This window comes from Gemmatimonadaceae bacterium (assembly GCA_037721215.1).
Lineage (GTDB): Bacteria > Gemmatimonadota > Gemmatimonadetes > Gemmatimonadales > Gemmatimonadaceae > UBA4720.
The window spans coordinates 43,746-68,867 of sequence record JBBJNV010000023.1 but is presented as its reverse complement, the minus strand read 5'-3'; the positions used below and the strand labels follow the sequence as shown (position 1 = coordinate 68,867).

Here is a 25,122-nt window from a genome sequence, read left to right as displayed (position 1 = left end):
ATCGCGTGACTGAGCGACGCACACCTGTTGGCTGGCGTCTGATGTTCATTCCGCCTCGTTCGGGAGCGGAGAACATGGCGCGCGACATTGCGTTGATGGAGCGGGCGCGCGGCACTGGAGAAGCCGTGCTCTCGGTGTACGGGTGGGAGCGGCCGACCCTGTCGTTTGGCCGTAACCAGGTAGCCCGGGGATGCTATGACCTTTACCGCATTGCCAAAGAGGGCATCGGCGTAGTGAGGAGGCCAACTGGAGGTCGCGCGATGATGCATTATCGCGAAGTGACCTACAGCGTCACCGCGCCGCTCGGCTCGCAAGTCAGGCCTCGAGAATGGTATTCGAGAATCAACCGGTTGCTCGTTGATGGGCTTCGGCGCGGGGGCATCGATGCAGGTGAAGCGGGGCTCGGGACGCCGACAACGCCTCTGGACTCATCACCGTGCTTTGCAACGCCGGCCCCAGGTGAAGTAATGGTGCATGGCAGGAAGCTCATCGGGAGTGCGCAATGGCGGTACCGGGATACATTGCTCCAGCACGGCTCGATCCTGATCGAGAACGACCAGCACCTCATCCGGAATTTCCTGGTGGCGGATGCGAACCCTGCCACTCCCGCGCCAGCGACACTTGCCGCCGTGCTCGGCCTGGCGCCGGATGCGACCTTCATCGCCGCATTGCTGTTTGACGCGGTTCGCAATCTCGAAGATCCGGAGGCTGACTCGATCGAAGAATCAGAGGTACGGCAGGCAGCGCTGGATGGCATGGCGCAGTTCGAAAATGAATCATGGACGTGGCGGCGCTGACATAACATGTTAGGGCTCGCGCGGCATCGAATGATTGCAGGGGAGTTCGCATTGTTGCCTCGAGTTCTTCGGATCGTTTCTGAGAATGGAAATCGAACCTCGATCATGCGCCGAACCATCGAGGTTGTGCTTCTGCTGACGGTTGCAGCTGCCTGCAGCGATGACGCGCCCCCCGACCGTTCAGTCGTGTCTGACAACGGTGGGACCCTCGTCGTTTCTGTTGGCGGCGACCCCGACATTTTTCTGCCCCCGCTCACGGTCAGCAATACCGGCAGACTGGTAAATGCTCTCGTCTACGACCAGCTGGCCCAGATAGGCGCTTCCCTCAACACCGTTGGCGATCAGGGTTTCGAGCCACAGCTCGCCCGCAGCTGGCAATGGTCGACCGATTCTCTTTCAATCGCATTCAGTGTCGACCCGCGTGCCAGATGGCACGACGGCAAGCCGGTTCGAGCATCCGACGTCCGGTTTACGCATCGGCTTTACGCTGACTCTTCGACGGGGTCGCCGTTCGCTACGGTAATCGCGAACATCGATTCAGTGAGTGTCCGCGACAGCCTGACGGCCGTGTTCTGGTTCGGCAAGCGCTCACCGCTCCAGTTCTTCGATGCAGTGCATTCCATCTCGATTCTGCCGGAACACGTATTCGCAGGAGCCAGAGGCGTGGCATTGCGCTCGAGTCCTGCCGCAAGGTCGCCGGTGGGCAGCGGCCGATTCAGGTTTGTGCGCTGGCGTCCGGGGGCTTCGGTCGACCTGATTGCCGACACCAGCAACTACAGGGAGCGTCCGAAGCTCGACAGAGTGGTGCTGACGGTTGCGCCTGACTTCAACACTGCGCTCGCCCGGGTGGTCGGTGGCGAAGCCGATCTACTCGAGCAGATTCCATTCGCAAGTCTCCCACAGATCGCGGCGAATCCCGATCTCCGAGCGCTGCCGGCAGCAGCGCTCGAGTACAGCTTTATCCAGTTCAACCTGCGTGCGCCCGGCAATCGGTCGCGACCACATCCTGTTTTCGGCGATCGAACGCTTCGCCGCGCGCTGACGATGGCGGTAGACCGCGAGCGCACCGTCCGGAGCGCGTACGACACGCTTGCCCGCCCGGCAGTCGGCCCGACTGTCCGGGCATTTGCCACTACCGACACGACACTTCGTCAGATTCCACATTTACCCGACGCCGCACGCCGCTTGCTCGACTCCCTCGGCTGGCGCGACAGCGATGGCGACGGCACCCGGGAACGGAACGGACGTCCTCTTCAATTCAAGCTTGCGGTACCAAGCTCGAGCAAAGCGCGGGTCAACATGGCCGTGCTCGTTCAGGAGCAGCTGCGGCAGGTCGGCGTGAAAGCCGACATCGACCAGATGGAGTTTGCCGCATTTCTGGATCGCGAGACCCGCAGGGATTTTGACGCAGTGTTTGGAAGCTGGCATTCGGATGCCAGTCCGGGCGGAATAAGGCAGACCTGGGGCACAAAGGGATCGCAGACCAAAGGGGGGTCGAACTTCGGCTCTTACGAAAATTCCGTATTCGACGCTCACATCGATAGCGGGCTTGCCGCAATGACGCTCGATTCGAGACGGTCTCAGTTCACCGCAGCATATCAGCAGATCATCGACGATGCGCCTGCTATCTGGATGGCTGAGCCCCGCCGCATCCTGGTGCTGCACCGGCGAATCGAAGTAAAGGGGATACGTCCTGACGCGTGGTGGGCGGGCATGGGAAGCTGGTCGATCCCGGCGAACAGCCGAATAGCGCGCGACCGCTTCGTTCCCGTTCCGTAACGAGTGGTCGCGTTCATCCTGCGACGGCTGGCACAGGGTGCAATCGTTGTGGGGCTGGCCGCGACGATCGTCTTCCTGCTGATTCACCTTGCGCCAGGAGACCCGTTCGCTGGCTGGATCGACGAGTCATCACTCGACCCGGCCGTGCGCAGCCAGTGGCGCGAGGCGTACGGTCTCGGCGAGTCCCTGCCGACCCAGTATCTTCGCTACGTCGTCAACGTCATGCGTGGCGATCTTGGATTCTCGCTATCGATGCAACGTCCGATTCAGGATGTTCTGGTGGACGCCCTGCCGAATACCCTGCTGTTGATGGGCGTAGCGCTGACGTTGAGCTTTTCGGGCGGTATTCTCGCCGCTCTGGCGCAAGCGGGAAATGCAGGCCGATTCGGCGATAGAGCGATTGGAGGGGTGGCAATGCTGCTCTTTTCAGTCCCGGATTTTCTGCTCGCAATGCTGGTACTCGCAGTTTTCGCTTACTGGATCCCGCTTTTTCCGATCGGCGGTGCAATCGATCCGATTCTGCACGATTCAATGTCCCGGCCGGCAAGGTTCGGGGATCGCGCACGCCACCTGGTGCTACCCGCGCTCACTCTTTCCCTGCTCTACTTCCCAATCATTGCAAGACATCAGCGCGCCGCGCTGCGCGACGTAATGCCGTCGGATTTTGTTTCGATGGCGCGAGCCAAGGGTGTGTCGGAGCGCCAGCTCCTCTACTCTCATGGGCTGCGCATTGCACTGCTCCCCGTAATTGCTATGCTGGGTGTCGCGTTCCCGGCACTGCTTACGGGCGCAGTATTCGTCGAGAAAGTTTTTTCATGGCCCGGCATGGGGCTCGTCACGGTCAACGCAATTGGGAAACGTGACTACCTGCTGGTGACGGCGGTTGTCATCCTTGGCAGCGCATTCGTGGTTATCGGAAGCATCATCGCAGATACTCTCTACAAGGCACTCGATCCGCGTCTACGCGATGAACGGTGATGTCGCAGCGGCCGTCGCTGCACCAACTGTCTCGCATCGCTCCCGGCCCCGAACGGGTACCATTGTGGCAATGCTGGTACTCGCAATCGTTGCAATTGCCTGCATGCTGGCGCCATTGATTGCCCCTTACCACCCGGCCCACCAGCCCGATATCATCGCCATGCAGAGCCAGCCACCTTCGACGGCACATCCGTTTGGCACTGATCCTTTCAGCCGGGACGTGCTGAGCCGGGTGCTCTTCGGTGGACGTGTCTCGCTGGGAGTGGCGCTGCTGGCGACCCTCGTCAGCGTGACCATCGGCACAGTGTACGGAGCCGTCGCGGGTTACGCGCGCGGATTCAAGGGGACAGTGTTGCTCAGATTGCTTGACGCGCTGCTTTCGATACCACGAATTCTGCTGCTCATCGCTGTCCTTGCGTTGTGGAGAGACCTGCCGCTGGCTGTTTTTGTAATTGTGCTGGGTGCGACCGGCTGGTACGGGCTGGCACGCCTCGTGAGGGGTCAGGTTCTTGCGTTGCGGGAGCGCGAGTTTGTGGTCTCTGCCGGCGCACTCGGAGCGTCGCACGCCAGGATTCTTTTCCGGCACATCCTGCCGAATGTTCTGACTCCAATCGTGGTCGCGGCCGCGCTGGGGGTTGGACACGTGATAGTTTTGGAGGCCGGGCTATCATATCTGGGCATGGGGGTTCGCCAGCCGACAGCAAGCTGGGGAAACATGATTCAGGATGGCTCTGACCAGATAACGCTGTATTGGTGGGTCTGGGCCTTTCCGGGATTGGCGATCGTCATGACCGTGCTTGCAGTCAACATGCTGGGCGATGCGCTGCTCCGTGCTCTTCAACCACGGCAAACTGGTACTGGATGACGCAACCGCTGCTATCGGTCGACAAGCTCAAGACTTATTTCTACACCGGATCGGCAATTGCGCGATCGGTCGACGGCGTGTCGTTCACGATCGGTGAAGGCGAAACGCTCGGTATTGTAGGTGAATCAGGATGCGGGAAGTCGGTCACTGCCCTGTCGATACTGCGTCTCATCCAGCAGCCTGGCCGGATCGAGGCCGGCAGCAGCATAATCTTTGAAGGAGAAAATCTCGTCACGCTCGACGATTCGTCGATGCGGCGTATTCGCGGCAACCGCATCTCGATGATCTTTCAGGAGCCGATGTCGGCGTTGAATCCGGTTTTCACCGTCGGTGATCAGGTGGCGGAAGTTGCGCGGGTGCATGGCTCCGGATCACGCGGTGACGCGTGGAACCGTGCCGTCGAGATGCTTGCACTTACCGGCATCCCCGCGCCCGGCGACAGGGCAAAGCAGTACCCGCACCAGCTTTCGGGTGGAATGCGCCAGCGCGTGCTTATTGCGATGGCGCTCATGATGAGCCCCGCGCTCATCATCGCCGATGAGCCAACCACTGCGCTGGACGTCACGATTCAGGCGCAGATTCTCGACCTGCTGACGGACCTTCAATCCCGGCTTGGCACGTCTATCCTCATGATCACGCATGACCTTGGCGTGATCGCGGAAACAGCTGCGCGCGTAGTTGTCATGTATGCCGGGGAAGTCGTGGAACAGGCACACGTCAGGCCATTGTTCGCGGATGCCCATCATCCGTACACCGAAGGGCTCATGAACGCGATGCCACATATCGGAGCGGCCAGGCAGCGGCTCAACGTCATTCCGGGTACAGTCCCGCCGCCTACGGCATGGCCCGCAGGCTGTCGGTTCCGTGACCGCTGTTCGTACGCGTGGGAACGGTGCGAGCAGGAGCACCCACCGCTCTACGAGATTGCTCCGGGACACACATCGCGGTGCCATCTGGCTGTCGAGCCTGAACGTCGCGAGCATCCGCATCTGCCGCTGGTCGAGAACGCCGGAGCGACGCGCTGAAGGAATCCGTGCGTGCGTCAGAGGGTACGGCATCGAATCCGCCATTGGCTGGGGACTCTGCCCCACTGCTCTCCGTCAGGAATCTGAGAAAAACCTTCCCGATCACCAAGGGAATATTCGGGCGGAAGGCCGGCGAAGTTCGCGCGGTACACGAAGTGTCGTTCGACATCGCCAGTGGTGAGACTCTGAGCCTGGTTGGTGAATCGGGATGTGGCAAGACCACCACCGGTCGGGCGATTCTCAGGCTGATCGAACCCACCGCCGGCGAGATTCGATTCGATGGCAAGGACGTGCGCGCGATGGGTCCCGCGGAGCTTCGGGCCATTCGTCGCGAGATGCAGATCATCTTTCAGGACCCTGTGTCGTCGCTCAATCCGCGAATGACGATCGGAGCTGCAATCCGTGAAGGAATCACGATCCATAAACTTTTTGAAGGCAGTGCGGCTGACACCAGAGTCAGGCAGCTGCTGGAAGAAGTGGGATTGCGAGCCGAGTATGTAACGCGATATCCGCATGAATTTTCTGGTGGTCAGCGCCAGCGAATCGGCATCGCGCGTGCACTCGCGGTCGAGCCGCGCTTTATCGTTTGTGACGAGCCGGTTTCGGCGCTCGACGTGTCGGTACAGGCGCAGGTCATCAACCTGCTGCGTGACCTGCAGCGCGACCGCGATCTGACCTATTTGTTCATCGCTCACGATCTTTCGGTCGTCCGGCATATGTCCGATCGGGTGGCTGTGATGTACCTCGGGAAGATTGTCGAGTTGTCGGCGGCTGAGGATCTTTACCGGGAGCCACTCATGCCTTACACGCAGGCGCTGCTTTCGGCGGTGCCCGTCGCCGACCCGACGGTAGAGAAAAAACGAATCTTGCTCGAGGGCGATGTCCCTTCTCCGGCATCGCCGCCGTCAGGCTGTGTCTTTCACCCTCGCTGCCACCACCCCGCCCGGGATGCAGCGTGCTCCGTGATTGACCCGCCCCTTGAGGAAAAAGCACCGGGGCACTATGCAGCCTGCATAAAACAGCCACCAACGCGAATCGCGTGGGATGAACAGGCGCGGGCAGGTGGCGTGAACGTTCCCGACAGGTATCTTCCCGTCATCGGTCAACCCTCCCGCACGAGAAACCCCGTTCCGCCCAACGGCAGGCAACCATGAAGTCAGACAAATCGGTGTTCGAACAGCCGCAGGCCGGTAGCGTTGCGACCGACGCTGCGCCCGAAGGTCTCAACGAATGGACTAAAGGCAGCGGTTTCCTCGGACACCCGCGCGGGCTTTCGACGCTTTTCTTCACCGAAATGTGGGAGCGGTTCTCCTACTACGGGCTTCGGCCCCTGCTGGTGCTGTTCATGTCCGCCGCCATCTTTAACGGCGGCTACGGTTTCGACCGCGGGCAGGCTTCGGCAATCGTCGGAATTTACGGTGCGTTCGTCTACCTGATGTCGCTGCCCGGCGGCTGGGTTGCCGACCGTCTCCTGGGTTTGCGACGCGCAATTTTCATCGGGGCCGCGCTGATTTCCGCGGGCCATATCTCGATCGGACTCTCGGGGCTGCTCGACACCGGTAGCGGCAAGGTTCCATTCTTCCTCGGCCTCATTCTCATCGTGCTGGGCACAGGTCTGCTCAAGCCCAACATCTCGGCAATCGTCGGAGATCTGTATCCTGAAGGCGGCGCACGGCGTGACGCCGGGTTCTCCATCTTCTACATGGGAATCAATGTCGGTGCCTTTCTGGGACAGCTCGTCACAGGTTATCTGGGGGAGCAGGTCGACTGGCACGTCGGTATGGGGGCGGCAGGCGTCGCCATGCTGATCGGACTCGCGACGTACGCGTTGCGAGCGCCCGGTACGCTTGGCCCTATCGGCATGACTCCCACGCGCGACCCCGATCCGGTCAAGCAGGCCCGTCAGGAACGAAACGTCAAGACATTCGTCGGCGTGTTTCTGGGCCTGATAATCGTTGTATTCGTGATGGCGGCGTCAGGCAGTGTAACGCTCAACCCAGGCGCGATCGCCGAATATATGACGTACGCGATGGTGGGGATGGCCGTGCTGTTCTTCACTTATATCTTCGCCCTTGGAAAGCTCAACGGCGACGAGCGAAAACGTGTCGCGGTAATCGTCGTGTTGTTCATATTCGCGGCTATCTTCTGGTCGGCTTTCGAGCAGGCCCCAACTTCGCTCAACCTGTTCGCGAGAGATTTCACAGATCGCACGGTGGGCGGCTTCGAGATTCCGGCGACGTGGTTTCAGTCGATCAATGCATTGATCATCATTCTTTTCGCGCCGCTTGCCGCAGCTACCTGGGTTGGCCTGGCAAGGAGAGGTGGCGATCTCTCCAGTCCTGCGAAGTTCGCGTTGGGACTTTTTCTGGCCGGGCTCGGATTTTTGGTGATGATCTTCGCTGCCAACGCTGTCGTCGACAGCAGGGGCGCCACACTGGTTTCGCCCTGGTGGCTCGTCGCTAGTTATTTCCTTCAGTCGATCGGAGAGCTTTGTCTGAGCCCGGTCGGCCTTTCATCCATGACCAAACTGTCGCCGCGAAAATTTGTCGGTCAGATGATGGGCATCTGGTTTCTCGCTTCTGCCCTTGGCAATCTCATCGGCGGTCGTGTCGGGGGCCATGTGGACCCTGAAAAGCTGGAGCAGATGCCAGCTTTGTTTCAGACCACGACCATCTCTCTGATGATCGCCGCGGCGGTGCTTGCGCTGCTGATTGTGCCGATCCGGAAAATGATGGCGACTGCCGGGGACACCAAGCGGTAGATGGTTCGCGCTACGGCCAGTTGAACACGCTGGTCGGTACCGATCTCGCCCGGTTGCGTTGCACATCGCCCGGCTCTTTCCAGAAGCTACGGGTGAGATTCCGGCTGGTGAGCCGGAGTTCCCACCGGGCACCGTGTTCCGGATTGACCGGGAAGGCCAGATCCAGCCGCCAGATTCTCTGCGAGCGAGGCGGAATGGACGCCAGCAGGCCAACGCCGGCGGCAAAGCTGGTTCTGGTATCGATTCCGTAGGGCGCGTCGCCCGCCCACAGCCTGCCGGCGTCGACGAACGGCCCCACCCCGACGCTCGCAAACTGCTTGACCTGTCCGAGGAAGATCCGGTCCTCGAAACGCGTTACCAGCCGGCGGTTGCCGGCCGCCGAGGAATGGGTGTAGCCACGCGGCCCCCCGTTCCGGTCTGCAAAACTGAGCTGAAACGGAATGCGCTGCTTCCATCCCCCGCTCCACTCGATACTGGTGAGTATCGTGTGTCTGGTTGCGGGTTTCATGTAGGTGGCCAGCCGGCCGCTCGCAAGCAGTCCATCCCACTCGTCGGTTTCCGCATCGCGGCGCCCCTCGGAAACAATCTCCATCGCACCGAAGAACGCAGGGGTTCCAACACCGATGTAGAAATTTGCGGACGCGAACGTGTCGTGCTCCCCGGCGCCGAAGGCATCGATTCCGCGTCCATACAACGTTGCGATCTCGACACCTTTGCGTACGTCCTGCGACCCATCGAGCGATTCGAACCCGCGAACTTCCATGAAACTCACATCGCGCAATCCTGCCAGCGCGTTGATGCGAGCGCTTCGGTGTTCCGAGTAACGTCCGATGAGGATTGCGCTGGTATCGCGGTACGTCGCTCCTGACGCCACCGTCGTCGGAAATCGGTGGGGAGATTCTGCTTCGTACGATACTGATGCGCCGAGCAATGCCAGCTTCCCCGGTGGTCCGATCCTCACCACGCCACCAGCGTCGCCATAAGACCGCTTCAGGCCGATCGAGGCCCCGGTGGCGTTGGGACGCCTGAAATTCCGGAAGACGTCGCCAGACCCTGCTGTCGTGCGCCAGGAAACCCTCTGCAGATCGGTCAGGAAGGGGTAGCTGGCTTCAGCCGCCCATTCGCCGCCGAGCTCACGCCGCGCTCCCTCGACAGAAAACTGATACGGCCGGCGGAGAAACTGATAGTCGACGATCCGGGCAGACCAGTTGTCGCGAAAAAATTCGCTGTGCCGCCAGTCACCAACAACGGAAATTGCCTCGCCCATAAGATTCGCTTCGCCGAGCCGGAGTGCGCGTACGTAGGGTGTTCTGCCCGATGCTCCACCGCCGACAACAAGAGAGATTTCATCGACAGTAATTACTGACAGATACACGCCTCCCGCTCCGTCGGGAAAAGCCTCGACGCTGGCCTGGGCCAGAAACGGCTGCGCCCGAAGGATGCGCTCCGATTCCTGCCGGCGGATTTCAGTGCACGCCATTCCCGGCTTGAGCGCAAGAAAGCGACGCACGATGGCTGGGCGGGTAGTGGAGTGGAGATCGGTTACCCGTTTTGCAAGCCGCCGCTGAACCCTCGATCCGCGAATCTCGAACGGCGGGCGGGGGTCGACGTCGATGCGGCTTACTATCTCCCCCTTGCAGCGCACAGGCTGGTCTCCCAGACTTTGAGCCGAAAGAGCGGCGGGCGGCACGAAGGCCACCCGCAGCACAAGCAAACCCAGTCCGAGAAATTTCAACGTGTCATCCGCTCTCACACAGAAAGTACCCTCGTCGGGAAGACAAGGTGCCGGCTCTGAAAGAGCCCCTCTTGTCGCAGTCTCGTCGACATCCGACATGGCACAGGGGAACCCGCATCGCGTCCGGCTCAACAACACCTACATCATTGCCCTTGAAAGTGCAGGGCTCGTACCACTTGTGGTCCCACCACTCACCAGCGCCAGCGCTGCACGATCGATTCTTTCGGCAGTGGCCGGCCTCGTCCTTACTGGAGGCGAAGATGTCGATCCGGCACTGTACGGACAAGACCGGCATGCAAAAGCCGGAACGCCCAACAGATTGCGAGACGACACCGAAATCGCCTTGGTTCGCGCGGCGCGCGATCTGGCAAAACCTGTCTTGGCCATATGCCGCGGGCCGCAGTTACTCAACGTTGCACTGGGTGGCACGCTGATTCAGGATATCCCTTCCCAGCTGCCTGGCGCGCTCGAGCACAACGCAAAAGAGGATCGTGCTTCGCGCGTTCACGATGTTGAGGTCGAGGCCGGAAGCAGAATCGCCCGGGCCATGGGGGCTACCCGACTCAGGGTGAACTCGCTGCATCATCAGAGCGTGCGGGACCTTGCACCGGGACTGAGAATAACTGCCCGTGCGCCCGACGGCGTGGTCGAGGGAATCGAATCAGAGTCGGCTGACTGGTGGGCCATCGCCGTGCAGTGGCACCCCGAGGAGATGAACGACTCGCCCGAGCCCTGGGACCCCGGCCTGTTCCGCGGCTTTGCCAACCACCTCGTCTCTGCGTGAAGCGTCTCAGAATCCTGCACATAGATTCGGGAACGAGCTGGCGCGGGGGTCAGCGGCAGGCACTCCTGCTTGCACTGGGACTGAGAGAAGCAGGCCACGAGCCGCTGCTCATCGGCCCGCCCTATTGTCCGCTCGTTCTGCGTGCCCGTGCGGCTGGCCTCGCGGTTGCCACGGTCCGCATGCGGGGCGACTGGGATGTGGCCGCGGCAAAGCGAATCCGTGCGCGCCTGCACACATGGCGCGCTGACATCGTTCACGCGCATGATGCGCGGTCACACGCAATTGCTCTCATTGCGCTGATCGGCCAACCGGCCACGCCTCTGATCGTCACGCGCCGGGTTCCATTTGCGCCGAAGGCTGTTCGCATCAAGTACGGCGGGCGCGTCACCCGCTTCATAGCGATCTCCCGCGCCGTTCGCGACGCCATGGTGAAGAGCGGTATTGCGGCATCTCGAATCCAAGTCGTCCATTCAGGCGTCGCGCCACTTGCCCGCTCTTATCCCCAGCGCGACTGGAGAGCCGAATTCGGGTGGCCGGTTGATGCCGTCATCTGCGGAGTCGTCGGTGCAATGACCGTGGAAAAAGGAATCGACCTGCTGCCCGAGATCACGAGGCAGATACCGGTGGAGCTCGCAAAACGGGCGCGCCTCGTGTTGATCGGTCCAGGCGAGAAGGCAACGATGATGATCGGTCCGGTGACAGCGCACGCTGCAGGCTTTGTCGAGGAGGTTGGTGCTTCCATTGCCGGTCTCGACATGCTCTGGCACCCGTCCCGCGTGGAGGGTCTGGGGACGTCGGTAATCGACGCCATGACACTTGCGGTTCCACCAATCGCCTTTGCGACAGGTGGTCTTCCGGAAGTCATCGATCAATGGGTAAGCGGCGTTCTCGTCCGCCCGGGTGATACATCGTCATTTGCAGGCGCTGCTGCCCGCCTGATCGACGACCCCGAGCAGCGCCGCGTCCTCGCGGAAGGGGCAAGGGCGCGGGCGAAATCCTTCACCGTGCAGGCGATGACCGAACAAACCGAGGCGGTGTATGACAGCGTGCTGGCAGAATAGCGATTACTCTTCGTATTCCAGACGAACCGCCATCGAGGCACTTTGCTTTACATCTGCATCCCGACCTACAACGAGAACGCCACCGTCGGCGTTTTACTCTGGCGCGTCCGCAAGGTGTTTCAGAATTACTCCCGTGAATACGAGATAATCGTATTTGACGATGGCAGCACCGATGAAACCCGGGAAACCCTCAAACCGTACGCCGACGTAACACCGCTGACGGTGATGGGGGAAAAGACCCGCAAGGGCTACGGCTACGCGGTGGAAAAGCTTGCCCGCGAGGTGTCGCGGCGTACGAAGTACCCACGACGCGACGCGATGATCATCATGCAGGCCGACTTTACTGATCAGCCCGAGCAGCTTCCCGAGATCATCAAGCGGTTTGAAGCAGGAGCAGACATAGTTGTCGCCGAGCGAGGCGAAAAAAATGCGCCGGTTCCCGTTCGCCGCCTTCGACAGCTCGTGCCATGGGCGCTGCGTTTCTTCGTACCCATCACCGGCGTCACCGACCCGTTTTCCTCCTTTCGGCTCTATCGTATTTCTCTTTTGCGCGAGCTCATCAAGTCGATGGGCGAAAAGCCTCTCGTAACGACTGACGGATGGGTGGCCAATGTCGAGCTGCTGATGCACACTGTCCCGCTCGCGCGCCGGGTCGAGAACGTCGAGCTTGCCCCACGTTATGACCTTCGCATGCGCGAGAGCCGCATCCGTCCGTTTGCCGATGCGATGGCGATGTACCGGTTCGGACGAAGCGCACGCGGACGCAGCATTGTGGGTCCTTCGGGATCAATTCAGGCTGCGAAGACGGTGATTACGCCTCCGCAGCCAGCAGCATCGTGACTCGCGGGCGCTGGTGGCTGTTGAGTGGCATAATGGTCGCGGCGCCCGCCCTCGGGGCGGCCACCGCCCGCGATCACCCTGCAGCCCCTCTGCAAAGCACCGCTGACGCGAACAGTCGTCAGCAGGGGTCGTTGGCGCCGCAGCAGGCGTCTATCACCGCCGCGCCCGCCAACGCGCGGGCGCGAGTGCCGTTCGGGGCCGGCGAGCGGTTCACGTTTGACGTCCGATTCGGCAATCTCAAAGTCGGCACCAGCCAGATGGAAGTACGCGGCGCGGAGATGGTGCGAGGGCGCGAGGCATGGCACACGACCCTCTGGATAAAGGGCGGCACGTTCTTCTACAAGGTCAATAACGTGTTCGAGAGCTGGATTGACACCCAGACATTATCCTCGCTGCGATTCGTCAAGCAGCAGGAAGAAGGCGCACGCGAAGGCGTGAAATACTACGAGATTTTTCCGGAGCGGGCTGCATACATCGAGCGTGGCGAAGACGGCCAGAAAGAACATCGAAGCGTGTCACAACCACTGGATGATGGCTCCTTCCTGTATTTCGCGCGGACGCTGCCGCTCAAGCAAGGCGAAACGTATGACTTGAATCGCTATTTCATTCCCGATCGCAATCCGGTGCGGATCCGAGTGCTGCGAAGGGAGCGCGTGACGGTACCCGCCGGGACGTTCAACGCGATTGTGGTCCGCCCTGTCATTAAGACAAAGGGCATCTTTTCCGAAGACGGCCGCGCGGAGTTGTGGCTTTCTGACGACTCCGCGCGGATGATACTCCAGCTGAGGACCAGGCTTTCGTTCGGATCACTCAACCTTTTTCTGACGTCCTACACTCCGCCTGTGCGCCAGGCGTCACGCTCAGAAACGGTCAACGCTCGGCCCTGACCAGCGTTCGCGCAGCCGCCGCGCAGTGTCCGGGCTGACGATGCGTATCACGAGATAGACTATTCCGCCGACGATCAGGGCCTTGATGGCAAAGCCAAGAAGCCAGAACGTCAGTCCGATCAGTCCCCCAAAAATCTTGAAAACAAAACCGAGCGCAAACACGCCAGCCATAACCAGCAAACCAGTCATCATGATGGTACGAAGCATCGAAGCTTTCTCCAGTACGTGGGTATGATCGGTACGATGAACGTATTCGGCGAGTTTCAGCTATGCCACTGACCGCAGAAGTCATTGTCGTCGGGGCCGGCGTCATCGGACTATGCACAGCTACAGCGCTCGCGCGACTCGGCATCAAGGTAGCGCTCGTCGGCGAGCGGCGAAGTGGCGAGGCGTCACCTGCAGCCGCAGGAATGCTGGCCCCTTCCGTGGAGCGGGCGTTCGGACCAGCCCATGATTTCGCGATCGCAGCGAGGGATTTGTATCCGGCGTGGCTCGATGAGCTTGCATCCGCAACCGGAGTTCACGTGGCGCTCAACCGGCGCGGCGTGCTGCAAATCGCCGTCACGGAAAATGGTGTCAAGGGTCTGCGCAAGAGCGCACTTCCCCATACCGAATGGCTGACTCGTGATGAGTTGATTCGTCTCGAACCGTGGTGCTCCCACGCGCTCGGAGCCGTATTCAGCCCGGACGACGGCGCCGTCGACAACGTGAGCCTGCTGCGGGCACTCGAAGTGTTTGTATCAGGGTCCAGCTATGCCAAACGCATCAGCGGACGCGCTGTCAGCGTGCAGCCGCATTCATCAGGCAGCAGAGTCATGATCGAAGGGGGCGAGACAGTAGACGCGTGGGTGGTGGTGCTGGCGCCCGGCGCGTGGGGAGCCGAGCTGGCCGGCGCGCCGTGCCTCAGGTCGGTCGTACCGGTGCGCGGCCAGCTCGTGGCATATCAGGGTATTGCGCTGGGCCATGTTGTGTACGGTCCGCGCGGCTACCTGGTACCCCGCGAAAATGCTGTGACGATCGCTGGAAGTACCATGGAACATGTTGGCTTCGATGCAGGAACCACCATTGAAGGTATCGCCAGGGTGCGGTCTGCCGCGGAGGAGATTGCTCCGCTCCTGGCGACTGCGCCAGTCGCATCGACGTGGGCCGGTCTGCGGCCCGTGACCCCGGACATGCTTCCATTGCTCGGGCCTGCCACCGATGATCCGTCACTCATTTACGCATGCGGTCATTCCCGCAATGGTATTCTTCTCGCGCCGCTGACAGGCGAAGTGGTATCCTCGATTGTTGCGGGAAAGCCACTGAAATACGACCTCTCTCAATTTCGCCCTGACCGGTTTTGAGATAGATTTTCACAGACACATGAGCGACGTGCTATACCAGATAATGGGCCGCCACCGTGCTGAGCCGCTCCCCGAGCGCAAGCCGTCGTGGCTGAAAGTAAAAGCGCCCGGTGGGCCGAACTACATGCGCCTCAAGCACCTGATGCGCGAACTCGACCTCCACTCCGTGTGCGAGGAAGCTCATTGCCCCAATGTTGGCGAATGCTGGGAGCACGGCACCGCCACGTTCATGATCCTTGGTGACGTGTGCACTAGAAACTGCGCCTATTGCGCGGTTTCTCACGGCCGGCCACCCAAATACGACATCTCCGAGCCTGATCGCGTCGCGGAAGCGATTGCTCAGATGCAGCTTCAACATGCCGTCATCACGTCGGTCGATCGCGACGACCTTCCCGATTTCGGCGCTTATATCTTCGCCGAGACAATCCGACAGATCCACGCGCGGGTTCGGGATTGTTCGGTCGAAGTGCTTGTTCCTGACTTCCAGGGCAGCGAAGACAGTATCAGGATGGTACTGGAAGCGCGGCCGGAGATCTATAATCACAACACCGAAACCGTTCCCCGGCTTTACAAGAAAGCGCGCCCCGGAGGCAGGTACGCGCGCGTTCTCGAAATATTCCGTGCCGCAAAGCGAATTGCGCCGGACATTCCAACCAAGACCGGCATGATTCTCGGCATGGGTGAAACCATCGAAGAGGTTATCGTGGTGATGCACGACCTCCGTTCAGTAGACGTTGACATTCTGACGCTCGGACAATATCTGCGACCGTCGGAGAGTCATATAGCCCTGGACCGCTACTACACGCCCGCTGAGTTTCGGCAACTGTATGAAGTGGGCATGAATCTGGGCTTCCGTCACGTCGAGTCGGGTCCGCTGGTGCGATCGAGCTACCACGCGTGGGAACAGGTACAGGCGGCGGGCGTTTGACCCGAAGCGACGGTTTCCAATCCCCTCGCGAATCCAGCTCACCCATGGTTATCGCCAACGACAACGGAACGGATGCGCCATCCGATGAGGCTGCGGTTCGGAAGGAGTTGTTGCGTTCGATGCTGTTGCAGCGGCGCTTCGAAGAACGCTGTGCCGAGGCATACGCGATCGGGAAGATTGGCGGTTTCTGCCATCTGTACATTGGCCAGGAAGCGATCAGCGCGGGAATGATGTCGAAGCTTCGCCCGGACGATTACGTCGTCACTGCCTATCGCGATCACGGCCAGGCACTCGCGCGGGGCATGACTCCGCGCAGTATCATGGCTGAGCTGTTTGGCCGAAGCGATGGATGCTCGGGAGGCAAAGGTGGTTCGATGCATCTTTTCGACAAGAGCGTCAACTTCCTTGGCGGACACGGAATTGTCGGTGCACACATTCCGCTTGCGGCCGGAGTGGGTTGGGCGATCAAGTATCGAAAGGGAGACCAGGTCTGTGTGTGCTCATTCGGAGAGGCGGCTGTGAACATCGGGGCATTCCACGAGGCGCTCAACATGGCGGCGCTCTGGAACCTGCCCGTAATTTTCGTGATCGAAAACAACCGCTATGGCATGGGAACAGAAATTTCCCGCTCGACTGCGAATGAAGATGTTGTCGTTCGCGCCAAAGGCTACCGTATGGCGGGTGAATCTGTCGATGCGCAGGACATCTTCGCGGTCCGGGATGCAGTCGGCCGTGCGGTGGGAATGGCCCGCAGCGAGCAGAAGCCAACGCTGCTCGAGATGCGCACGTATCGCTTCATGGGACATTCCATGTCCGATGCGGCAAGCGGCACGTATCGCTCGAAGGAAGAGCTTGAAACGAACATGAAGCGCGATCCGATTCTCGTTCTTCACGACCGGATGCGTGAGGACAATCAACTCACTGACGGTGAGTTTGCTGAGCTCGACTCGGAGCAGAAGGCGGTGTGTCAGGATGCCTGGGATTTTGCCGATGCCAGCCCTGAGCCTCCGCCCGAAGAGCTTTACACCGACGTCCTCGTCGAAACCACCAGTTGACATGGCGGTCATAACCTATCGCGACGCTCTGACGCAGGCACTTCGGGAAGAGCTCGCTCGCGATGATCGCGTATTTCTCATGGGCGAGGAAGTCGCGCAATACAACGGCGCGTACAAGGTCTCCAAGGGCCTGCTCGACGAATTCGGGCCGATGCGGGTGGTTGATACACCGATCACCGAGCTCGGATTTGCCGGCATTGGTGTTGGATCGGCGATGGTCGGGCTCAGACCGATTATCGAGTTCATGACCTGGAACTTCGCATTGCTGGCAATCGACCAGGTCGTGAACGCGGCTGCGAAGATGCTCTACATGTCAGGGGGTCAGTTTTCAATGCCGATGGTTTTCCGCGGGCCAAACGGTTCCGCGCTGCAACTCTCGGCGCAACACTCGCAGGCCTGGGAAAGCTGGCTCGCCCACATTCCGGGACTGAAGGTTCTTACTCCAGGCACCCCGGCGGATGCCAAGGGACTATTGAAAGCGGCAATCCGCGACGACAACCCGGTTGTGTTCCTCGAAGGCGAAATGTTGTACAACACAAAGGGAGAAGTTCCAGACGGCGACCACATCGTTCCCATCGGCAGGGCAGAAGTGAAGCGCGAAGGTGGTGATTGTTCAATAATCACCCACGGCAAGATGGTGCTTGTCGCCATGCAGGTCGCGGATACGCTGGCGAAGGAGAATATCTTCATCGACGTGGTCGACCTTCGGACAATTCGGCCGATGGACGTCGAGGCAATCAGTAAATCGGTTCAGAAAACCAACCGCGCGGTGGTGCTCGAAGAAGGCTGGGAGATGTGTGGCGTCGGGGCGCAGACAGTGGACTTCATACAGCGCGAATGTTTTGATGATCTCGACTCTCCGGTCATTCGAGTGCATCAGGCCGACACGCCGATGCCGTACGCCAAGGGCCTCGAGAAGGCAGCAAAGCCTGATGCAGCGAAAACAATCGCTGCAATCAGGAAAGTCATGTACCTCGACTGATACTTATGGCGACGAAAGTGGTAATGGAGGCGCTGTCTCCAACGATGGAGGAGGGCCGGCTCGTCAAATGGCTGATGAACGAGGGCGACGCTGTGAAAACCGGCGACGTTCTCGCCGAGGTCGAGACTGACAAGGCAATAATGGAACTCGTTGCCCGGGGGGATGGTGTACTCCGCAAGCAGCTCGGTGTGGAGGGGGACGCGTCACCGGTGGGAACGCTACTCGCGGTGATTGCGGGTGCTGACGAGGACATCGATGCGCTGATCGGCGGCGCGGCCGGCGCGGGCACTTCGGAGGCCGCCGGCGCCACCGCCATGCCCGAAACGCCGGAGCAGTCCCAGGGCGACGCGTCCACTCCACCTCAAGAAAAGAATGCAGGCCAACCGGCTTCGGGTACAGGCGAGCGCCCGCTCAGTGCCACACCTGTCCCCCAGTCAGAATCGTCACGTGCGGCTCAGGGGCGGCAGCGATCGTCGCCCCTCGCACGCCGGCTTGCGTCAGAGCGCGGCCTGGAAATCGGAACAGTTCGCGGATCGGGGCCAGGCGGCCGTGTTATCAAGCGTGACATCGAAAACGCACCGGCAGCGGCCGCAGCCGGCGGCGTCGGCGCGAAAAGTCCTGATCCGGCGATCCCTCGCCTCATCTCGCGCGATGGCGATTATCAGGATATCCCGCTTACCCAGATTCGCAAGACGATCGCACGGCGACTGTCGGAATCGATCGGGCCCGTTCCCACGTTTTATCTCACTGCCGAATTTGACGCGGAGCGCGCGGCAGATATGCGCGGACAGTTGAAGGAGCTCGGGGCAGATTACAAAGTGAGCTTCAATGACATCGTGATCAAAGCAGTCGCGGGCGCGCTCGCTGAGCATCCGGAAGTCAATGCCCACTGGATGGGAGATAGCATCCGGCATTTCAATCGCGTGCATGTTGCCATGGCCGTCGCAATCCCCGAAGGACTGATAACGCCGGTGATTTTTGACGCCGACCAGAAGACACTCCGCGAGATCTCAGCCGAAGCGCGGCAGCTCGCCGATCGGGCAAAGCAGCGCAAGCTGACCCCGGAGCAGTATACGGGCTCGACCTTCTCGGTCTCGAACCTCGGTATGCTTGGGATCGAAGCGTTCACGGCGATCATCAACCCCCCCGAAGCCGGGATTCTTGCAGTGGGTGCAGTTGAAGCCAGACCGGTTGTCGTTGACGATCAGATCGTCATCCGTCAACGGATGCGAGTGACGATGAGCTGCGACCATCGCGTGATCGATGGAGCAACCGGCGCAAGGTTCCTTCAGACCGTCAAGCGCGGATTCGAGAACCCGCTGCTGCTCATGTTATAACCACCAACGAAAAAACAATGGCATCATTTGACGTGATCTTCATCGGCGGCGGACCCGCCGGTTATGTAGGCGCAATTCGCTCTGCGCAACTGGGGATGACCGTGGCCGTAATCGAGCGCGAGGCGCTCGGCGGAACGTGCGTGCTGTGGGGTTGCATTCCGGCAAAGGCCCTCCTCGAGTCTGCATCGATCGCGAATAAAGTGCGAAAAGCAGCTGAGTTCGGCGTCACCGTCGGCGAAACAAAGTTCGATTACGGCGTGGCCATGAAGCGCTCGCGCTCGATAAGCATGCAGAACTCGAAAGGCGTCGAGTTTCTGTTCAAGAAACACAAGATTACGCACATCAAGGGGACCGCGAAGCTGGCCGGGAAGAACTCGGTGAGCGTGAAGACGGCCGATGGCAAGGAAGAAAAACACGATGCGAAAAAAGCTGTCGTGCTTTCCACAGGTTCCCGTGTCAAAGGACTCCCGCAGGCCGGGCTCGAGCTGAACAAGACCACCGTATTGTCATCCGACGAGGTGCTCGTTCTCGAACGTGCGCCAAAGACGATGGCCGTCATCGGAGCCGGCGCGGTCGGGTGCGAGTTTGCGGACGTGTTCAACTCGTTTGGAACGGAGGTCACTCTCATCGACGTCGCGACGTCAATCCTGCCGCTCGAGGATGCCGAATGCTCGGCGGAGCTTGCCAAATCGTTCAGGAAACGGAAGATCGAAGTCATTACCGGTGCGAAGATCGGCAACGTAAAGATCGGAAAATCATCGGTGACGATGTCTGTCGATTCCGGCGGCAAGTCGCGCACTCTCGAAGTGGAACAGGTTCTCGTTGCTGCAGGTCGTGCTCCAAACGTCGAAGAGGCAGGGCTCAAGGAAGCAGGTGTTCAACTGACAGAGCGCGGCTTTGTAAAAATCAACGAGCGAATGGAGACCTCGGTTAAGGGCGTTTATGCAATCGGCGATGTTGCTGGCCCGCCGATGCTGGCCCACAAAGGCTCTCGTGAAGGCGCTGTGCTGGCCGAGCTGCTGGCCGGGGGCGAGCACGTGCACCTGGTGAATTACGGCAACATTCCCAACGCCACATATTGTCATCCCGAAGTGGCTTCGGTGGGCATGACGGAGCAGCAGTGCAAGGACAAGAAGCTCGACTACAAGGTGGGAAAGTTTCCATTTTCAGCGAATGGACGGGCGCGTACTTCCGGAGAGACCGAAGGGTTCGTGAAAATCATCCGCGACGCGAAGTACGGCGAGATTCTCGGGGCTCACATCATCGGCGCCCACGCCACGGAATTATTGCATGAGCTTGTAGTCGCCCGTGAGAACGAATTCACGGTCGAAGAGATCGATCTCGCCATACATGCCCATCCGACTCTCTCGGAAGCTGTCGCCGAAGCATGTCTCGATTCCCTCGGGAAGGTGATTCACGCCTGACGGTGGAACGCAGGTCAGCGCTTCGGTTGACTGCCGGGAGCTGTGGGTAGTTCAACTGGGCTCGATGGGATATGCCGACGCGCTGGAGTTTCAGCGTCAGGCGGCCCGCAGGAGAATCTCAGGCGAATTGTCGCAAGACCTGCTGATTCTCGTCGAACACCCGCCAGTCGTCACACTTGGCCGTTTGACAAAGGAAACCAGCGTGACGGCAACCCGTGAGGAACTCACGTCGAAGGGCGTTGCTCTGTTCGAAGTGGAACGCGGTGGCGACGTGACTTTCCATGGGCCGGGGCAGCTCGTCGGTTATACGATCATCGATTTGAAGCGCCACCGGAAGGATCTACACTGGTTCCTCCGTCAGATCGAGGAGGCATTGATTCGAACGCTTGCGGAGACTGATATCAATGCCGAACGGGATATCGGCCGCACCGGAGTATGGACGGCCGGCCGCAAAATAGCATCTATCGGGCTCCACGCACGCGACTGGGTGACATGGCATGGGTTTGCGCTCAACGTGACAACCGATCTGGCCTACTTCGACCTCATTGTTCCCTGCGGGATCGGAGGGGTGGCGATGACGTCGATTGAAAATGAGCATCGGATTGCGGGGCACAACAAGCCCCGCCCTGTTACGGCAGGTAGCGCTGCGCCCGCGTTTTCTGGGAGATCTGAAGGAATGACAGCGACAGGTAGTGCGGTCAGGCCAACGACAATGGCGGCTGTGGGAGAAACCGTAGCATCGAAGTTTGCCGAAGTGCTGGGCCTGACACCGATTGCAAAAGCTCCGGGCATCATCTCTGTGCTCACTCCACTGCAAGTTTAGCAATCGGAGCAATCGGCCTTCGGCATCGTTTCGGGTAGCCAGCGTATATTAGAATCGATGACGGATGACGCACTTCGGGGTGAGGTTTATCCCGCTCGCGACCGACCAGTTCTGCTCGACGATCCGAAAGATCTGAGTGCCCACCTGAACCCTGAGCAGGCGGCAGCAGCAGTCCATGGAGAAGGTCCCCTGCTCATAATTGCCGGAGCTGGCACCGGCAAAACGCGAACGCTTGTCTACCGCGTCGCACATCTCATCGAGCGTGGTGTGCGGCCGGAAAGGATTCTCCTCCTTACTTTCACCCGGCGCGCCTCGCAGGAAATGCTTTCACGCGCCGAGCGACTGGTGGGTGCGAACAGCAGGAAGGTGAGCGGCGGGACGTTTCACGCAACGGCACACCGCCTGTTGCGGCGATTCGGTCAGCTGGCGGGGCTCTCGAAAGACTTTACGATCATGGATCAGGGAGACGCTGCGGATCTGATGCAGCTATCGCGGTCGCAGCTCGGTTACGCCTCGAAATCAAAGCGGTTTCCAAGGAAGGAGACGCTCCACTACGTATACTCACGTCATATAAATACCGGAATTTCAGTTGACGACATAGTTCGCGAAGAGTATCCGCAGTTTGTCGATTATCTCGAGGATTTCAGGAAGATATTCGAAGACTACACCGCCCGAAAGCAGGACCGTAACCTCGTCGATTACGACGATTTGCTGTTGTTCTGGGCGCTGATGCTCGAAGCATCGCCTGAGCTTGGCGACCGGGTTGCGGCGTTGTACGACCATGTTCTCGTCGACGAGTACCAGGACACGAATGTTCTTCAGGCGCGGATTCTCCGCGGCATGTGTCGCACCCACAATAACATCACCGTCGTTGGCGACGACGCGCAGAGCATCTACTCATTTCGCGGGGCGAACTTTCGCAACATTCTCAGCTTTCCCACCCAGTTTCCCGGCGCGAGAATCGTCACCCTCGAGCAGAACTATCGATCGACGCCGCCCATCCTCGATGTCACCAACACGTTGATCTCGAGAGCGACCGAAAGGTTCACAAAAAACCTGTGGACCGAGCGAACCGGCGGCGAGCCGCCGTGGCTCGTCGCGGCCCAGGACGAACAGCAGCAGACACAGTTTGTCGTGGACCGTATCCTCGAGCTGCACGAGGAAGGCATTCCGCTCCGGGAGATCGCCGTGATATTCCGTGCGGGGTACATGTCGGCAGATCTCGAGATAGAACTTACCAACCGAAAGATCCCGTTTGAAAAATGGGGGGGATTGAAGTTTCTCGAAGCAGCCCATGTGAAAGATGTGCTTGCCTTTCTCAGGATACTGGAGAACCCACGCGATGAAGTAAGCTGGTACCGCATTCTGCTCCTGCTGCCCGGTATCGGCGATGCTACGGCCCGCTCGGCGATCGACGCCATGGCGGGTGCCGCGTGGGAGTCGGCCGCGTTTGGCGGCTACCAGGCCCCGCCACGGGCGCGAGATGCACATGCCGCACTGGTGTCGTTGTTGAACGACCTGCGCGGCGCTCCTTCAGCGGACCGGGCAAAAGTATCCGCTGACATCGCCCGGGTACGCGTGATGTACGACAACATCCTTCGTGAACGCTACGATAAGGCGCAGCCAAGACTGTCAGATCTCGACCAGCTACAGACGATCTCGGCCGGATATCCTGACCGGGCTACGTTTCTGTCTGCGCTGGCGCTCGAACCGCCCCAGGCGACGCAGGATCTCGCTGGCCCTGCGGGCAGTGACGACAACGATTGTCTGGTGCTGAGCACCGCGCACTCATCCAAGGGCAAGGAATGGGAAGCAGTGTTCCTGATCTGGGCGGTGGACGGCTGGTTTCCGTCGGCTCGCGCACTCGATAGCGATGAAGATACCGACGAGGAACGCCGGTTGATGTACGTGGCCATGACGCGAGCCAGGAACTATCTGAGTGTCACATACCCTTTGAACGCGTATTCATCGCGGCGGGGCTCCGATTACTCGATTGACCAGCTCACCCGTTTCATCGATCGCGGAGTTCGTGACAGAATGCAGCGTGTTGCCGTGGGATTGCCTGTGCAACCGCCCGATGCGCCATCGGGGCCAGCATCCCCCCTGCTGGACCTCCGCGCGCTCCTGAGAGGACGTTTCAGCGCGGGTTGAAATAAAATCAGATGAGCAGTACAAAAAACGCGAGGTGCACCTTGCACCCCGCGTTGTCTGCACTTGTCCTGCTGTCCAAAAGCTACGCCGCCGTAGTCACACAGGCCGCGCGATTGAACTCCCTGTTGTTTTCCTCGTTGAAAGGCACGGGATACGCAACGTCGTTTCCGAATGTGCCACCGCGGAAATGCGTGCCACTCGGAAATGCAACATTTGACGGAACTCCGTACTGACGCACGAGCCGGCGCAGGTCGCCTTGACGGTGTCCAGTGTTGAACAACCACAATGCGCGTTCCTGAAAAAACAGAGCGCGGCGAGTGTCTGGAGTTCCGGGATCAATAAGCGGCTGCAGTCCCGTCGGATTCTGCACGGCTTTCTGACCGGGATAGAGTACCTGGACGATCTGTGTGACGTTTGCCCGCAGTGTATTCAGTGTACTGAGCATCAAAGCAGTATTTCCCGCACGCAGCGCCGCCTCGGCTTCGATCAGGCGCGCCTCGACTCCCGAAGCCAGGGGCACATCGGCATCGAGAGTGGAATAATTGTTGTTGAAAAAACAATTGACTGCGCTAAAACATCTGCCCTTGAACTCCCAGGGTACTCTGGGGTCGCGAAGACCGCGGAAAGCGATTCCTTCGGCACCAGGAGCCGTGGTAGCAGGAGCTGTAGCATCTGGACGCGTACTGGTGGTGCTGATAACCGCACCTTCGAGATTCGACACGCTGTAACGGCCATTGTCGATCAACGCCCTGATCGGATTGTTTTCGGCCGGAGTGTTGATAGAGTGCTCGAGCAGAAAAACGTACGACGTTGGCACACTCTGCACGGCTGCTGCCGCCTCGGCGAACCGGCCAAGATTCAACAACGCTCTGGCCTTTCCAACAGCCGCCAGAGCGTTGGACGAATTGAGGGCTAACGCCTGATTGAAGCGCGTAACAGCGGTATCGTTCATGCCCGCAGTGCTAAGCGGAACACCGTTGGTAATGCGGCTAGCGTCAACCACACCGGTGTCGGGCACAACGCTGAAGGGAACCGAACCGCACCATCCTTCGCTGAGGGTTACGTAAACGTAACCTTCAATCGTACGGAGTTGCGCCTGCGTGGTCCCGTCTGCAGCTGCTGTGGCTGGTGTTGAAAACTGGGCAACAGTTGCAAACGCCCGGCGCGCGTTGAAACGGGCCTGCTGCAGCAAACCAAACGACCCGTCCGAAATGTTGCCAAGCACTGCGGGCTGCAGCGTGCGCTTATCCGCCGCATCTCGGGTAGTGAAGGTATCTCCGTAGTACAATTCATCCGAAATGACGCCTGAGGAAGAAAGAAACGAGTCGCCGCCAAACCCGCTGTAACCGCCAATGAACTGACGCAAGGCGCCGTTCACTAACGCCGGTACTGAACCGGTGTTGTTAATCTCCTCAGGCCGGCGCGCTGCGGGGTCTTCGACTTCTACGATCTTGTCAGTGTCACAAGCCCCGGCTGAGAGCGCCAGCACCGTTGCCAGCACTAGCCTGGGAAGGGTCCGAAGACCCTTCCCTGTGGATAAAATTTTCATGGGTAAATAATCCGTCGA

The 25,122-nt window shown here is 60.0% G+C and carries 21 protein-coding genes and 1 pseudogene; 19 read left to right on the top strand and 3 right to left on the bottom strand.

Annotated features, from left to right (window positions below; translation table 11 throughout):
• The first annotated feature begins 5 nt into the window (after positions 1–5).
• From WKF55_12995 to WKF55_12965, 7 genes are all read left to right on the top strand, one after another.
• Positions 6–797 (top strand): hypothetical protein, encoded by a 792-nt coding sequence (locus tag WKF55_12995; GenBank protein MEJ7760494.1) that lies wholly within the window; start codon positions 6–8, stop codon positions 795–797.
• A 105-nt stretch (positions 798–902) separates the two neighbouring features.
• Positions 903–2,576, top strand: coding sequence for a peptide ABC transporter substrate-binding protein (locus WKF55_12990; protein ID MEJ7760493.1), 1,674 nt, complete (start codon positions 903–905; stop codon positions 2,574–2,576).
• A 3-nt stretch (positions 2,577–2,579) separates the two neighbouring features.
• Positions 2,580–3,554 (top strand): ABC transporter permease, encoded by a 975-nt coding sequence (locus WKF55_12985; GenBank protein MEJ7760492.1) that lies wholly within the window; start codon positions 2,580–2,582, stop codon positions 3,552–3,554.
• Positions 3,544–4,419, top strand: coding sequence for an ABC transporter permease (locus tag WKF55_12980; protein ID MEJ7760491.1), 876 nt, complete (start codon positions 3,544–3,546; stop codon positions 4,417–4,419). The genes WKF55_12985 and WKF55_12980 overlap by 11 nt, the downstream gene beginning before the upstream one ends.
• Positions 4,416–5,444 carry an ABC transporter ATP-binding protein gene (locus WKF55_12975; protein ID MEJ7760490.1) on the top strand — a complete coding sequence of 343 codons (1,029 nt, stop codon included), beginning with the start codon at positions 4,416–4,418 and terminating at the stop codon, positions 5,442–5,444. Before WKF55_12980 ends, WKF55_12975 begins: the two co-directional genes overlap by 4 nt.
• A gap of 44 nt (positions 5,445–5,488) precedes the next feature.
• The gene (locus WKF55_12970; protein MEJ7760489.1) at positions 5,489–6,598 is read left to right on the top strand and encodes an ABC transporter ATP-binding protein; all 1,110 of its coding nucleotides are present in this window, start codon (positions 5,489–5,491) and stop codon (positions 6,596–6,598) included.
• Positions 6,595–8,205, top strand: coding sequence for a peptide MFS transporter (locus WKF55_12965; GenBank protein ID MEJ7760488.1), 1,611 nt, complete (start codon positions 6,595–6,597; stop codon positions 8,203–8,205). The genes WKF55_12970 and WKF55_12965 overlap by 4 nt, the downstream gene beginning before the upstream one ends.
• Positions 8,206–8,215: 10 nt before the next feature.
• On the opposite strand, the gene WKF55_12960 is transcribed toward WKF55_12965, so the two are convergent.
• The gene (locus WKF55_12960) at positions 8,216–9,940 is read right to left on the bottom strand and encodes a hypothetical protein (GenBank protein ID MEJ7760487.1); all 1,725 of its coding nucleotides are present in this window, start codon (positions 9,938–9,940) and stop codon (positions 8,216–8,218) included.
• A gap of 1 nt (position 9,941) precedes the next feature.
• Between WKF55_12960 and WKF55_12955 the strand changes: the two genes are divergently transcribed.
• Genes WKF55_12955 through WKF55_12940 form a run of 4 tightly spaced genes read left to right on the top strand, consistent with a single transcriptional unit; the run spans position 9,942 to position 13,512 of the window.
• Entirely contained in the window at positions 9,942–10,724 is a 783-nt protein-coding gene (locus WKF55_12955) for a gamma-glutamyl-gamma-aminobutyrate hydrolase family protein (protein MEJ7760486.1), read from the top strand.
• Entirely contained in the window at positions 10,721–11,785 is a 1,065-nt protein-coding gene (locus WKF55_12950) for a glycosyltransferase family 4 protein (GenBank protein MEJ7760485.1), read from the top strand. Before WKF55_12955 ends, WKF55_12950 begins: the two co-directional genes overlap by 4 nt.
• Positions 11,786–11,827: 42 nt before the next feature.
• A complete protein-coding gene (locus tag WKF55_12945) occupies positions 11,828–12,625 on the top strand; it encodes a glycosyltransferase family 2 protein (protein ID MEJ7760484.1) in 798 nt (265 codons plus the stop codon).
• Positions 12,626–12,645: 20 nt separating this feature from the next.
• Positions 12,646–13,512: a DUF3108 domain-containing protein gene (locus WKF55_12940; GenBank protein MEJ7760483.1), complete on the top strand. Its 867-nt coding sequence runs from the start codon at positions 12,646–12,648 to the stop codon at positions 13,510–13,512.
• On the opposite strand, the gene WKF55_12935 is transcribed toward WKF55_12940, so the two are convergent.
• Entirely contained in the window at positions 13,486–13,719 is a 234-nt protein-coding gene (locus tag WKF55_12935; protein ID MEJ7760482.1) for a hypothetical protein, read from the bottom strand. The genes WKF55_12940 and WKF55_12935 overlap by 27 nt on opposite strands.
• 62 nt (positions 13,720–13,781) lie before the next feature.
• Here WKF55_12935 and WKF55_12930 point away from each other — a divergent pair, with 62 nt between their 5' ends.
• The 8 genes and pseudogenes from WKF55_12930 to WKF55_12895 all read left to right on the top strand — a co-directional run bounded on the left by WKF55_12930 (position 13,782) and on the right by WKF55_12895 (position 23,555).
• Positions 13,782–14,855 (top strand): FAD-dependent oxidoreductase, encoded by a 1,074-nt coding sequence (locus WKF55_12930; protein MEJ7760481.1) that lies wholly within the window; start codon positions 13,782–13,784, stop codon positions 14,853–14,855.
• Positions 14,856–14,874: 19 nt separating this feature from the next.
• Positions 14,875–15,783: a lipoyl synthase gene (lipA, locus tag WKF55_12925; protein MEJ7760480.1), complete on the top strand. Its 909-nt coding sequence runs from the start codon at positions 14,875–14,877 to the stop codon at positions 15,781–15,783.
• On the top strand, positions 15,780–16,838 hold the full coding sequence (pdhA, locus tag WKF55_12920) for a pyruvate dehydrogenase (acetyl-transferring) E1 component subunit alpha (protein MEJ7760479.1): 1,059 nt from the start codon (positions 15,780–15,782) through the stop codon (positions 16,836–16,838). The genes lipA and pdhA overlap by 4 nt, the downstream gene beginning before the upstream one ends.
• 1 nt (position 16,839) lies before the next feature.
• A complete protein-coding gene (locus WKF55_12915) occupies positions 16,840–17,820 on the top strand; it encodes a pyruvate dehydrogenase complex E1 component subunit beta (protein MEJ7760478.1) in 981 nt (326 codons plus the stop codon).
• Positions 17,821–17,825: 5 nt separating this feature from the next.
• Positions 17,826–19,157 (top strand): dihydrolipoamide acetyltransferase family protein, encoded by a 1,332-nt coding sequence (locus WKF55_12910; GenBank protein ID MEJ7760477.1) that lies wholly within the window; start codon positions 17,826–17,828, stop codon positions 19,155–19,157.
• Between the two features lie 17 nt (positions 19,158–19,174).
• The gene (lpdA, locus tag WKF55_12905) at positions 19,175–20,581 is read left to right on the top strand and encodes a dihydrolipoyl dehydrogenase (GenBank protein MEJ7760476.1); all 1,407 of its coding nucleotides are present in this window, start codon (positions 19,175–19,177) and stop codon (positions 20,579–20,581) included.
• 28 nt (positions 20,582–20,609) lie between these two features.
• A pseudogene (gene lipB, locus WKF55_12900) lies at positions 20,610–21,404 on the top strand (lipoyl(octanoyl) transferase LipB).
• A 57-nt stretch (positions 21,405–21,461) separates the two neighbouring features.
• Complete coding sequence (locus WKF55_12895; protein ID MEJ7760475.1) at positions 21,462–23,555, top strand: ATP-dependent helicase; 2,094 nt, start codon at positions 21,462–21,464, stop codon at positions 23,553–23,555.
• An 82-nt stretch (positions 23,556–23,637) separates the two neighbouring features.
• On the opposite strand, the gene WKF55_12890 is transcribed toward WKF55_12895, so the two are convergent.
• Complete coding sequence (locus WKF55_12890) at positions 23,638–25,104, bottom strand: tetratricopeptide repeat protein (GenBank protein MEJ7760474.1); 1,467 nt, start codon at positions 25,102–25,104, stop codon at positions 23,638–23,640.
• Positions 25,105–25,122 lie beyond the last annotated feature (18 nt).

What these genes read in the sequence shown, in the direction of transcription:
- WKF55_12975 (MEJ7760490.1), top strand. Translation starts at nt 4,416, where the DNA reads ATGACGCAACCGCTGCTATCGGTCGACAAGCTCAAGACTTATTTCTAC.
- WKF55_12965 (MEJ7760488.1), top strand. Translation starts at nt 6,595, where the DNA reads ATGAAGTCAGACAAATCGGTGTTCGAACAGCCGCAGGCCGGTAGCGTT.
- WKF55_12980 (MEJ7760491.1), top strand. Translation starts at nt 3,544, where the DNA reads ATGAACGGTGATGTCGCAGCGGCCGTCGCTGCACCAACTGTCTCGCAT.
- WKF55_12915 (MEJ7760478.1), top strand. Translation starts at nt 16,840, where the DNA reads ATGGCGGTCATAACCTATCGCGACGCTCTGACGCAGGCACTTCGGGAA.
- lipA (MEJ7760480.1), top strand. Translation starts at nt 14,875, where the DNA reads ATGAGCGACGTGCTATACCAGATAATGGGCCGCCACCGTGCTGAGCCG.
- WKF55_12895 (MEJ7760475.1), top strand. Translation starts at nt 21,462, where the DNA reads ATGACGGATGACGCACTTCGGGGTGAGGTTTATCCCGCTCGCGACCGA.
- WKF55_12990 (MEJ7760493.1), top strand. Translation starts at nt 903, where the DNA reads ATGCGCCGAACCATCGAGGTTGTGCTTCTGCTGACGGTTGCAGCTGCC.
- WKF55_12930 (MEJ7760481.1), top strand. Translation starts at nt 13,782, where the DNA reads ATGCCACTGACCGCAGAAGTCATTGTCGTCGGGGCCGGCGTCATCGGA.
- lpdA (MEJ7760476.1), top strand. Translation starts at nt 19,175, where the DNA reads ATGGCATCATTTGACGTGATCTTCATCGGCGGCGGACCCGCCGGTTAT.
- WKF55_12935 (MEJ7760482.1), bottom strand. Translation starts at nt 13,719, where the DNA reads ATGCTTCGTACCATCATGATGACTGGTTTGCTGGTTATGGCTGGCGTG.
- WKF55_12890 (MEJ7760474.1), bottom strand. Translation starts at nt 25,104, where the DNA reads ATGAAAATTTTATCCACAGGGAAGGGTCTTCGGACCCTTCCCAGGCTA.
- WKF55_12910 (MEJ7760477.1), top strand. Translation starts at nt 17,826, where the DNA reads ATGGCGACGAAAGTGGTAATGGAGGCGCTGTCTCCAACGATGGAGGAG.